Annotated in this window: 8 protein-coding genes (1 of these 8 running past the window's edge); 6 read left to right on the top strand and 2 right to left on the bottom strand. The window is 36.1% G+C overall.

Annotated elements, in window-relative coordinates; all coding sequences use genetic code 11:
• Nucleotides 1-17: 17 nt before the first annotated feature.
• From NBX25_RS21115 to NBX25_RS21090, 6 genes are all read left to right on the top strand, one after another.
• Nucleotides 18-2360 (top strand): phosphocholine-specific phospholipase C, encoded by a 2343-nt coding sequence (locus NBX25_RS21115; RefSeq protein ID WP_250255304.1) that lies wholly within the window; start codon nucleotides 18-20, stop codon nucleotides 2358-2360.
• 189 nt (nucleotides 2361-2549) lie between these two features.
• The gene (locus NBX25_RS21110; protein WP_250255303.1) at nucleotides 2550-3128 is read left to right on the top strand and encodes a hypothetical protein; all 579 of its coding nucleotides are present in this window, start codon (nucleotides 2550-2552) and stop codon (nucleotides 3126-3128) included.
• 105 nt (nucleotides 3129-3233) lie between these two features.
• Nucleotides 3234-4034: a WxL protein host-binding domain-containing protein gene (locus NBX25_RS21105; RefSeq protein ID WP_123909827.1), complete on the top strand. Its 801-nt coding sequence runs from the start codon at nucleotides 3234-3236 to the stop codon at nucleotides 4032-4034.
• Nucleotides 4027-6777, top strand: coding sequence for a COG1470 family protein (locus NBX25_RS21100; RefSeq protein ID WP_250255302.1), 2751 nt, complete (start codon nucleotides 4027-4029; stop codon nucleotides 6775-6777). The genes NBX25_RS21105 and NBX25_RS21100 overlap by 8 nt, the downstream gene beginning before the upstream one ends.
• Nucleotides 6774-7301, top strand: a complete 528-nt coding sequence (locus NBX25_RS21095) for a hypothetical protein (RefSeq protein ID WP_123858066.1) — start codon at nucleotides 6774-6776, stop codon at nucleotides 7299-7301. The genes NBX25_RS21100 and NBX25_RS21095 overlap by 4 nt, the downstream gene beginning before the upstream one ends.
• 9 nt (nucleotides 7302-7310) lie before the next feature.
• Entirely contained in the window at nucleotides 7311-7892 is a 582-nt protein-coding gene (locus tag NBX25_RS21090; RefSeq protein WP_123858068.1) for a hypothetical protein, read from the top strand.
• A gap of 114 nt (nucleotides 7893-8006) precedes the next feature.
• Here NBX25_RS21090 and NBX25_RS21085 read toward each other — a convergent pair whose 3' ends face one another.
• Together NBX25_RS21085 and NBX25_RS21080 are read right to left on the bottom strand one after the other, a co-directional pair.
• Nucleotides 8007-9902 carry a SusD/RagB family nutrient-binding outer membrane lipoprotein gene (locus NBX25_RS21085; RefSeq protein WP_250255301.1) on the bottom strand — a complete coding sequence of 632 codons (1896 nt, stop codon included), beginning with the start codon at nucleotides 9900-9902 and terminating at the stop codon, nucleotides 8007-8009.
• Nucleotides 9903-9918: 16 nt separating this feature from the next.
• Nucleotides 9919-12343, bottom strand: partial view of a SusC/RagA family TonB-linked outer membrane protein gene (locus NBX25_RS21080; protein ID WP_250255300.1) — the 3' portion only. 479 nt of this gene lie beyond the right edge of the window; only the last 2425 of its 2904 coding nucleotides appear in the window; the start codon falls outside the window, past its right edge; its stop codon occupies nucleotides 9919-9921.

Here is a 12343-nt window from a genome sequence, read left to right as displayed (position 1 = left end):
TCTTATTACGATAGATCATGGACAGAAGAGAATTTTTAGAAAAATCAAGTATTTTATTAGCTGGACTAGGAACTTCAAATGTTTTACACCCTGCTATTCTAAAGGCTTTAGCGATAGAACCTGCTGCACAGTCTACTTTTTATGATGCAGAACATGTAGTTATTTTGATGCAGGAAAACCGTTCATTCGATCATGCTTTTGGAGCTCTCAAAGGAGTTCGTGGGTTCCTGGATAAAAGGACCTTTATTAAGCAGGATGGGCATTCCGCTTTTTTTCAAAAGGAAAATACAGGAAAATATGCAGCTCCGGCCCGTCTGGATTTGAGAAATACCAAATCAACATGGATGAGTTCCCTTCCCCATTCGTGGGAAAACCAGCAGCAGGCATTCAATAAAGGAAAATATGACCAATGGCTTCAGGCTAAGGCTTCGGGTAACGAAAATTATAAAAATATTCCACTTACCTTGGGCTACTACAACCGTGAAGATCTTCCATTCTACTATCAGCTTGCAGATGCTTTTACCATATTTGACCAATATTTCTGTTCTTCAATGACAGGAACCACTCCCAACCGACTTTTCCATTGGTCGGGAACGCTTAGAGAACAGCAAAATGGTAAATCAAAAGCTAATGTGGTGAATGATGATATTGATTATGATAAAGCAAGACAGGCAAAATGGAAAAGCTTCCCCGAAATTTTAGAGGAGCAAAATGTTTCATGGCGTATTTATCAAAATGAGATCAGTCTTCCAAAAGGTTTATCAGGGGAACAGGAAGCATGGTTAAGTAATTTTACAGATAATCCTATTGAATGGTTTTCAAAATTTAATGTTAAGTTTTCAAAAGGATACTATGAGCATATTCCCAACATCATCGCCTCACTAAAGCAGGAAATCCTGAAAAAACCTAACCGGAAAGAAAGACTGGGGGCCATCATTACTGAACTTCAGGAAGATCTGGTAAAATATCATCCGGATAATTATTCAAAACTTTCCCAGCAGGAGAAAAACCTCCACGAAAAAGCCTTTACAACAAATTCAAAAGATCCCGATTATCACAATCTGGAAATTGGAAAAGATGAACATGGAGAAAGACTGGTTGTTCCCAAAGGAGATGTACTCTTCCAGTTTCGTAAGGATGTGGAAGAGAAAAAATTGCCCTCGGTTTCCTGGCTGGTAGCTCCTGAGCACTTCTCAGATCATCCCGGATCACCATGGTATGGAGCATGGTATATTTCTGAGGTTTTAAATATTCTGACCAAAGATCCTGAAATGTGGAAAAAAACAATTTTCATTATCAATTATGATGAAAATGACGGGTATTTTGACCACGTGATTCCTTTTGCTCCCCCATTAAATCCAAGCCAACCGGTTGATATCAATGGAAAAAGCGGTGTGGAATATGTAGATAAAGCTCAGGAATATATGTCTGATCCAACATTAAAGGATTATGAAAAAGCAGAAGGAACAGTAGGATTGGGTTACAGAGTACCTATGATTATTGCTTCCCCATGGACGAAAGGCGGTTTTGTTAATTCTGAAGTTTCAGATCATACTTCTGTTTTGCAGTTCCTTGAGAAATTTATCATGAAGAAATTTAATAAAAATGTTCATGTAGACAATATCAGTGAATGGAGAAGAGCTATTTGTGGTGATCTTACCTCAGCTTTTAATTCGCCCAATAGCAAAGCTCCAAAAATGGATTATCTTGATCAAAAGGATTATGCTAAAACCATTAATGCAGCCAAAAATAAACCTGTTCCACAGCTAAAATGGTATTCTGAAAATGAACTGAAGAATGATTTACTTGAAATTCAGGAAAGAGGAATGAAGCCTTCCCATACTCTTCCTTATAATTTTCATGTGAATCTGGAAGCAGGTAAGATTAGAATGACTAATGCAAAAGAAAATGGAGTTCCTCTCCATCTTTATGACAGAACCCAATTGAACAGCCATCATTATTATTTTTCTTATGCATTGTATTCCGGGCAAGAACTGTCTCATCCCACAAGACAATCAGGAAGTTATGATTATGAAGTTTTTGGTCCTAATGGTTTCTTCCGAAAATTCAAAGGAAATAATATTCCGGAATCAGAAATTATCTTAATTAATAATGCTTCAAAAAGCCAGGTTGAACTGATCGTTAAAAATGGGAAAAAAGAAAGTATTATCTTGGAAAACCTGTATGAAAAAACTAAAAAAACAATTTCTATCCACAAACCGGAAGAGAAAATAGTGATTGACCTTAACCCATTTAAAGGCTGGTATGACTTAAAAGTAACATGGGGCGAGCATATCTGGCATTTTGCAGGAAGATTAGAAACAGGAAAAGTTTCTGTTTCGGATCCACATTGGGCGTAAAGTTATATTCTTATAAAAACATTATTAATCCTGTACAAACGTGCAGGATTTTTTATATACGGAAAGTGAAATATTTTTCAATTATATTGCATTACGATAGAAAAATCATCAACAATATAAAAATTATTATATATTTATTTCATAATCTGTTTGATTTTTATTATTTTCACTTAACTAATAATTAAGATCATGAATAAATTAAAATTAACCGTTGCAATGTCTTTATTTGCAGCAGCCATATCCGGAAACCTGAGTGCTCAGGACACTAATACAGATAATCACACCATTACGATTTCTATTCCAGAAGTTGCACTGGTAGACATTGAACCTGCCGCTACCAAAAACATTACATTAGGATTTACGGCTCCTACAGAAGCTGGTAACCCTCTTGTTGCAAGTGCAGCCAACACTACTTTATGGCTTAATTATTCTTCTATCAAATCCGTTGCAGACCCTACCCGTAATGTAAGTGTAAAGGTTAATGCTATCATTCCAGGAGTAGATATCCACGTAACAGCTGCTGCTGCTACAGGTTCAGGAGCTGGTACTTTGGGAACATCTGCAGGGCTACTAACATTAAGTGCTGCTGACCAGACTATTATTTCCGGAATCGGAAGTGCCTATACTGGAAATGGAGCTAATAATGGCCATAACCTTACGTATGCTCTTGCTGCAGGAAGTGGACCTGGGGGTGTAGCAACTTATGCAGACCTGCAAGCTACTGCCACTACTGTAGCTACTGTTACTTATACCATATCAGATAACTAGAATTTAAATAAAATTCAATTCTGCATTTCAAAACCAAGAAGAAATTGGATCCCAGTTTCTTCCTGTTTTTGTATTATCAATAATAAAAATTCCAAATTTGACATAATGATAAAGCGTATTCTTTTTTTAATCACTTTGATTTTGCAGTTTAGCTTTTTACATGCCGGCATTGTGGTTCTTAACGGGCTTACGCATTCCTATAAAGTAGAAAACGGGAAAGTTTACAAAGGAAAAGTTGCCATTGAAAATACAAGTAATAATCCTCAAAGTGTAAAATTGTTTTTGCAGGACTTTACTTATCATGCTGACGGAACGATTAATTATACCGCTCTACATACTCAAAAAAGGACTAATGGAGATTGGATAAAACTTAATACAAATTTAGTAACCCTTAAAGGGAAAGAAAAAACAGAAGTGTTTTATGAAATAACTGTTCCTAATCAGTCAATAGATCCCGGCAGTTATTGGAGTGTTATCATCGTAGAACCTGTAGATGATATCAAACCCAGCGATAAGCAACCTGGAGTAAGCATTACCTCTGTGATACGGTATGCGATTCAGGTCATTACAGATTACGACACGGAAAAGGCCAAACCGGACCTTACATTTGAAAATATCAAAGTAGAAAAAGAAGAAGGAAAAAAAACTGTAAAAATTGCAATAGCTAATAATGGAAATCTCTATTGCAAACCTACAGCATCTATTGAAATCTATAACCGCAAAACAGGAGAAAAAATAGGGACTTTTTCAAGCTTGACAATGGGGTTATTGCCTTCTACTTCTAAAACATTTTACATTGATATCAGTAAAGTACCACCTGCACAGTACAAAGCTACTGTTATAGCAACGGACGAAGATGAGAATGCTTTCGCGCTCAATGTGGAACTAGAAGTAAAAAATGATTAAAACCTGGACGTTATTAATTTTTATATTATTCCCGTTATTTACTTTTTCTCAACAGTCATCTAACCGATTAACGAGTAAAAAAGATAGTTTAATGCCGGGAACGTCTACTTCTATTCCTTTCAGTCTGGAAAATAATTCGCTTGAAAATAAGGTGTATGACATTTCAGTCACTACTTCAAGCCCGCTTATCACTCCCATCCTTGCAAAAGGGGAATTTCAGATTCAGTCCCATGAAGCGTCCGTATATCTTGTCCCTTTACGTATTTCAACAGAAGCTGTTCAGGGTGACTACTCTATTGTATTACATATTACAGATCGATCTACGGGTCTCATTTTTACAAAAGCTTCACAGATTACGGTTTCCGCAAGCAGAAAGCTTTCCCTTACTGCATTGGATTCTCCGGAATTTATCCGGGCAGGAGAAACCATCCAGGCTTCCTTCCTTTTAAAAAACAATGGAAATACTACTGAAAATCTTACCCTGGAAAGTAAGAATGCCCTTGTAGATCATGATGCATCAATTATTCTTGCTCCAAACGAATCCAAAGTTATTACCATCCATAAAAAAACCAATCCGGAAGTTGGTCAAAATGAATTTCAAAATCTAAATCTTTCGGTATATTCTAAAGATAATCCTAAAGAAAATCAAAGCGTTTATATCAGTACCCAGGTGATCTCTGTACAACCTGCCAGTCTGGATATCTATCACAGGATTCCGGTGGTTGCTTCATTATCCTTTATCGGAATGAAAAATATGGGAGTTTATCATGATGGCTTTCAAGGCGAAATCTATGGCAAAGGAACACTGGATAAAGAAAATAAAAACCAGATTGAGTTTCATGCCGCCACACACAATCCTATTGAATTCAATACTTTTACTCAGTATGAAGAATATTTTGTGAACTATAAAAGGGATAAATTATTTGTTCATCTGGGTGATAAAACATACTCTTCCTCCTATTTAACTGAATTTGCCAGATATGGTCGTGGGGCAGAAATCCGATATGATTTTAATAAAATAAGTTTAGGTGGTTTTTACAACCATCCCCGATTTTTCAGAGATATTAAGGATGAATTTAATATTTACTCAGCATTTAAAATCCGTAAAGAGTCTGAAATTTCCGTTGGATATCTTTACAAAATACCGATGAAGGAAAATTCTGATTTTAGGAATATCCAATTAGATTCCGAAGCTCATCTTCCTTATACTAAAGGAAAATTCAAAGTTTCGAAAAACATTAACCTTTCGGGAGAATTTGCTTATAGCACCACAAAGAAAAATGAAGGGACAGCCTATATGGCGCAGGCTGAAGTGAATTTTGAAAAGCTCAATGGAAATTTGATGTATATGAAAGCAAGCCCGCAGTTTGCAGGCTACTTTACCAATACCAGTACTTTCAGTGGATATCTTCAATACAGAGTATCGAAAAAAATCAATGTTTTTGCCAATTATATGGAGGATGCTAAAAACTTTCAGAGAGATACTTTATTTCTGGCCGCACCTTACAGAAAATATTTTCAATATGGAATACAGTATAAGTACCTTTCCAATGGCTTTATAATGCTTAATAATGGCTATCAAAAATACCAGGATCGTTTAGAGCCTAAACAGTTTGATTATTATGAGCGTTTCCTCAGAGTCTCTGTAGACCAGCATATCGGAATATTTCAGGTTAACCTTGAAGGGCAATTTGGAAAAACAGATAATTATCTGACAGGATTTAATGGAAATTCAACTTTATATTCTGCAAATCTATCATTTGAAAAATTTAAAACATCATTCAACGTCTTTGGAAGTTATGCCATGACTTCCAGATATCAATTACAAAACCAAAAACAGTTGTATTATGGAGCAAGAGTGTTTAGCAGGTTCTCAGATAAAACGAGCTTAAGCATTTTTTACCAAAACAACTACATGCCTGAGGAATACTTTAAAGACAGAAATTTATTTGAATTATTATTCCACCAGCAATTATTTCCAGGAAACGACCTGGATCTTTCAGGAAGATACTCACTACAAAGGGGACAAATAGGAGATAAGGATTTTATATTTTCAATGCGCTATACCTGGCGGCCAAATATTCCTGTGCAAAGAACTGCCGAATATGTTTCGTTATCCGGTAATATCAATACCCTTGGAATCAAAAAAAAGGAAGGCATAAGATTAATGCTGGGAAGCTATCTATCCGTTACAGACAAAGAAGGTAATTATTTATTTAAAAATGTGATTCCAGGTAATTATTTCCTGGAATTAGATCGTTCCACCATAGAAATCAATGATATCCCAACCCTCTCAATTCCAGCAGCATTATCCCTTAATAACAAGGAAAACATTTTTAATTTCGGACTCACTACAGCCGCAAATATACAAGGCTATATCCAACTTTCGGAAACGGAAGAAAAAAATCAAACGGATATTGAAACATTACAAACTAAAAAAGGAAAAAATAAGAGAGAAAGCATCATTGTAGAAGCCATTGGCAACGATCAGACTTTTCGTAAAATATGTTTTATAGGAGAAGCATTCGATTTTACCTATCTCCGGCCGGGAGACTGGACAGTTAAACTGTATAGAAATGGTCTTGATAAACGATATAAAATTTCAACAGATAAATTTCAAATTACTTTAAAACCTTCAGAAATAAAAAAACTCAACATCCAGATTGTTAAACAACAGATAGAAATTAAATATCAGCAGGAATCCTTAAAAGTAGGATATAATCAAATAAAAAATAAGAAATGATTTTGAAACACTCCCTAATACTAGCATCTTTTATTTTTTCGGGTGTATTATATTCTCAGGCAAACATTACTCTAACTTTACCTGTTGTGACCTTAATGGATATAGAACCAACAGGAAATATTACTTTAAAATTTACAGCACCTACTGAAGCCGGAAATCCTCTTGCCAACCCAACACCTGATACTTCAAAGTGGATCAATTATACTTCTGCAATTACTTCAGGAGGACTTACCAGGAGAATTACAGCAGCTATTAGCGGTACTACCCTCATTCCGGGAGTGAATATCAGGCTACAGGCAGCAGCAGCATCCGGAGCAGGAGGCGGGACCTTAGGAACTCCTTCTGCACAAGTAACCCTTACCAATACTCCTATTACCATCATAAGTGGTATTGGAGGAGCTTACACAGGCAATGGGGTTAATAATGGACACCGTCTTACGATATCTCTTGTTCCAAGCACGTATGCAAATTTATCTGCACAAACCAATACCGTTCTTACCATTGTCTATACCATTACAGAATAAAACGGAAATATGAAAATGAATGGACTCTTCTTCGGAAACACACTTATAAAAAGGTATTTATTTACTTTTATTTTATTTGTAAGCAGCAGCTATATGGAGGCACAGGTAGTAAATGTCTCCGGAAGCTGGACCGCCAGTATACCTTCTATTACTGAAGCGGGAAATAATTATTCCGGAACTTATGATAACACTGGCAACACCGGTACTAATCAGATCATACTCTCCGGAACATTACCAGGATCTTTTCTCAACCTCCTTTCAAGTACGGGAGCAAAAATGACCATGCATTACACCTCCAACCCCTGGAATACTTCTATGACGCTTTCTGCAAGAAGAACCGGAGGAACAACAGCAATACATGGGGTCTGTCTTCTGTGTACGGCAACAATCAATGGAGGAACAACCTATATTCCAATACCACAATCACCTGATGTAACATTTCTAACGTTTACTTTTGGTGGGGTTTTAGGACTGGGGAATAGTGTTACTTTCTCAGATATTGTTTTACTCCTACAGGTATCTGGTGTTTCTGTCACCATTCCTGCAAGCACTTATGGCGCGCGGGTAGTTTTCACCATCGTTGCCAATTGATGCCAGGGAAGATTATTGAAAATGATAACCAAAAAAATAAAATTGTATCTTCTATGATATAAAAAAGAACCCTTTCCAAAATTTGGAAAGGGTTCTTTTTCAAGCATATTAAATTTAGTGCTTTGCCCACCAAAGAGGGGTAAGAACTACATCTTGTCCGCCCAGTAACTGTACTGCTTTTGTGTACCCATCCTGGTCTGTATTCCTGAAAGTACTTGGATATCTTAACCTCTGAGGGAAATTCTGAATAGAGTTTGTCATATAATTTCCTGAATTCAAATTAGGTAAATTAACCAACGGTGTTTCTATTGCAGGGTTTTCAAAGAAAGGTAATCCCAGTCTTCGTTGATCGCTCCAGGATTCTAAAGGAAGCCATGGCATATTCGCAATATATTTTTGAGTAATGATTTTTGTAAGCTTATCATTTTTCACTGAACCATTTTTGTAAATGGTATTTACCGGGTATTTAATTTCAACAGAAACCATATTTCCAGTAGAAGGATCTTTATAATTCATGGTATGACTGGCTCCAGGCTCTGCCACATGGCTATAAGCTACAGAAGTTCCGTCACGGTTATAATCCGTTGAGGTAATATACTGAATATAAAATTGTGAAACTCCATTATACGCAAAGCTATCCTGAATTCCTTTATTATAGGCCGCATCATCACTCATTGGAACTGCCCATCCTTTCAGGGCTGCTTCAGCCATCAGGAAATAAGTTTCCCAACTTGCAAAAAAGATTCGAAAGTTCTTACCTTCTCTATATTGTTTTCCTAAAGCCGGCATGCATCCAATAACTCCTCTTAACCCGTTTCTTTGGCCTTTTACACCCCAGTTCCCTATAGTAGTCGTATTCCAGGTATTTACCGTATTGATAGTAACTTTAGAACCGTTGGCAAAAGTAAGATCTCCACTATTAGTAGACGCTTGATTGGTATTAATAGGATAAAGGGAATAAATTGGATTGTTGAAATCTCCGGGAATATAAAATGTTTTATAAGCCCTTGGATCGATTTTATTTGGAAGCCCATCCAGCCAATATCCTGCACTTGGGTCATTGGTCATTGTTGAGAACTGTTCATCATATTTTATGCCGATATAATCAGCATCTTTCACAGCTGTATGCTGAGCAGCAGGCAATTGATCTGTAGAATTAACTCCCCCCAAACCAATATACATATTATTAAGGGTAGCTGATAAAATCTGCGAATTCCATTCCCTAGACATTACCCCTGATAAAGGATTCCAACCGGTATCTTCTTTAACTTTAAAATTATCATCGCTTGTCCTGATGAGCATATTAGAATTAGCTGCGGCCTCAAACTCTGTTTTTGCTTTGGCAGGATCCACTTCTGAAATTCTCATCGCCACTCTCATTCTCATGGAGTTAGCATATTTTACCCATTGACTCCATTTAAAGCTATAGACCATATCATAAGCATTAGGATTGGAAGGAATAGGTTGGTTCACATCCATTTTAGCAACTGCATCCTTCAACTCATCTAAAATAAAATAATACACCTCTTTTTCAGAATTAAAACCGGGATTTACTCCTTTAAATGCCTGAATAGGCTGTGGACCAAAATTATCAGAAAACTCGCTCATCAGATAAGCTCTCCAAATCCTGGCTACCTGGATAAGATTATCATAATGAGGTTTGCCCTGACCTATTGCTTTCTTTTCATTGGCAATTTCAATAGTTGCATTGGCATTATTCAGCCATTCTGAAATTCCTTTCCAATATTCTACAGTCCAGGAATCATCATATGATCCACCTGCAATGCCTGTCGACAAATGCTGTCTTGCAGCAGTTTTCCAATACAAAACAAAAGTACGTTCAGCAATATTGGGATCTTGCTGTGCTCCTAAAATAGAATTATTTAAAAAATACTCCGGTTCTGCTTTATTAATATCTACAGAAAACGGATCGTTATTGATGTCTTCAAAATCATTACATGATGTACAAACTACAGCCAACGCAATGAGGGATAAAATATATTTTTTCATGATGTCAGTATTAATATTAAAAGCCTAATGTAATTGAGAATAAATAAGATCTTGTGGTTGGAAATGAAAGATTTTCAAATCCTACAGCATTAGAATTGATAGCAAATACAGACTCAGGATCTATTCCCTTTGCTTTACTGTAGATCATCCATACATTATTGGCTGTGAAAGAAACCTTAGCACTCTGAAGTGCAAATTTTTGAAATAAACTTTTAGGAAAATTATATGATACCTGAATATTTCTTAGCCTGATATTGGTTGCATCGTAAATGTTCTGTTCTGTAATTCCTAAGTTTCCAGCTGTTACAGCGGCCCAATAATCCTGTTGTGTTATCTCTTTTGTATTGCTTATATAACCCCCATTTTGTTGTACTACTGCATCAAGCACAATATTATCTCTTCTTCCTCCGGGAGCTGTATCAGAAGCAAGACCTACTTTCTGTAAAGCAGATTGAGTGGATGAATAGAATTTCCCTCCAATTCTTCCGTCAATAAGGAATGAAAGTCCAAAACTTTTATATACAAAGCTATTGGTTATTCCAAACAAAGCCCTTGGTGTCTGATCACCTAAATAATATTGTTCAGCAGTCGCCTGAGGCAAACCATTCAGCCCAACAATAAGTTTTCCATATTGAGGACTGTTAGGATCCTCTACTCTTAAAAATTTTGTTCCATAAATAGATCCATAGGGCTTACCTACTTCTGCAAAAAAACCTACATTATCAAAACCAGCCAAAGGATATTTTAAAACTTCTCCATCAATCCGGTCAATCACACTCTTTAGTTTAGAAAAATTCGCATTTACATTCCATGTAAAATTCTGCTTTTTAAAAATATCTGTATTTACAACTATTTCAATTCCGCTATTACTAAGGCCTCCTGAACTTATCTTTTTATACTCATATCCGGAAAGTGGATTCATTGGTAAATCTATTAACTGATCTGTTGCAGTATTCCTGAAATAACTTACATCTAAGGAAACTCTGTTAAAGAATTTAAGATCTGCACCAACTTCAAAAGTTTTAAGTTTCTCAGCATGTAAATTAGGATCATAAAGAATTTTTTTTCTGCCAAGAATGGCATGACCACCTGGATCTGCACCTAGTTTATAAGTATTATACAGTTCGTAAGGATTTAAAGAATTTCCGGTTACCGCATAAGCAGCACGAAGCTTAGCAAAAGTTAATACTTTAGAATTGGTCCCGTTTAATTTATTCAACATCTCTGTTAAAACTAAAGAAGTACTGATAGAAGGATAGAAATAAGATCTATTTTCAAGAATGAGGGTGGAAGACCAGTCATTTCTTGCCGTTGCATTAATAAACCAATACCCGTCATAATTAATCTCAGCAGAAGCAAATACAGAATTAATCTTCTTCCAGAAATCAATTTCATTATTAGCAATACCAGCAATATCACTAGTATTATTAACACTAAATACATTAGGAACAATCAAGTTTTGAGTACTGAAATAAATGGCTTTGGTTCTGCTCTCCATCATTTGTCCATATACAGAAAGCGATCCACCCCATTTTCCAAATAAGTTATCTTTTTTTGCAGTAAGGCTCGCAATATAATTATTCTCATAGAATTTCTCTTCGCTGGTTGCATAAGAATTTCTACGTGAAGATCCTGTCCATACTCTTGCATCAGCATTTAAAGCATAGAAATCCGTCCCCACTCTTACATCTCCACTCAGCCAATCATTAAACTGATATTTAAGATACCCATTTAGCAGGAAACGATCTTTCTTATCTGCATTAAGGCTATTATAAGCAGACCAATAAGGATTTATCCCGTTAGGAGTAATCCAGCGTGATTTTACATCATTTTGGGTTTGTCCTTGTTCGTAATCTCTTATATCAATGTTTTGAGGCATGAGAAGAATATTAGGATAATAATTGCCATCTCCTTTTCCTCCTGAAGGTCTGTTTTTAGCCTTTGTGCTTATATATTGTACCTTTACCTCAGAAGTCCATCTTTTATTTGCTCCAAAATTTGAGTTCATCTTAGCCATAAAATTGAATCTTTCAAATTTAGAATTAGGGATCTGGCTATTATCGTTCAGATAATTCGCCGAGGTATATAAGCTGGTACCTTCTCCTAAGTTTTCCTGAAAGCTCAAAGTATGTTGTGAATTGATACCTGTCTTAAAGAAATTTTTCAGGTTATCATATCTTTTCATATTAGATCCATCTAAAGCAGGGCCCCAAGAGCTAGAATTATCGCTAATTACCGAGTTAGCTACCCCATTTAGTCCTAAACCAAAACTCTTCTGCATATCCGGCTTCATAAAAATACTTTCAAAACCTAAGCTTGTAGAATAAGTAATTCCTAAACCACCTTTCCTTTTCCCTGTTTTGGTGGTAATTAAGATAACTCCATTACCCCCTCTGGATCCATATAAAGCAGAAGCTGCTCCTCCTTTAAGAACTGAGATG

Source organism: Chryseobacterium sp. Marseille-Q3244 (assembly GCF_940807095.1).
In the GTDB taxonomy this organism is placed as follows: domain Bacteria; phylum Bacteroidota; class Bacteroidia; order Flavobacteriales; family Weeksellaceae; genus Chryseobacterium.
This window is presented reverse-complemented; position numbering and strand designations above follow the sequence as displayed.

Bases quoted from the DNA above. Each gene is read 5' to 3' on its own strand.
- NBX25_RS21115 (WP_250255304.1), top strand. From the start codon at position 18: ATGGACAGAAGAGAATTTTTAGAAAAATCAAGTATTTTATTAGCTGGA.
- NBX25_RS21110 (WP_250255303.1), top strand. From the start codon at position 2,550: ATGAATAAATTAAAATTAACCGTTGCAATGTCTTTATTTGCAGCAGCC.
- NBX25_RS21105 (WP_123909827.1), top strand. From the start codon at position 3,234: ATGATAAAGCGTATTCTTTTTTTAATCACTTTGATTTTGCAGTTTAGC.
- NBX25_RS21100 (WP_250255302.1), top strand. From the start codon at position 4,027: ATGATTAAAACCTGGACGTTATTAATTTTTATATTATTCCCGTTATTT.
- NBX25_RS21095 (WP_123858066.1), top strand. From the start codon at position 6,774: ATGATTTTGAAACACTCCCTAATACTAGCATCTTTTATTTTTTCGGGT.
- NBX25_RS21090 (WP_123858068.1), top strand. From the start codon at position 7,311: ATGAAAATGAATGGACTCTTCTTCGGAAACACACTTATAAAAAGGTAT.
- NBX25_RS21085 (WP_250255301.1), bottom strand. From the start codon at position 9,902: ATGAAAAAATATATTTTATCCCTCATTGCGTTGGCTGTAGTTTGTACA.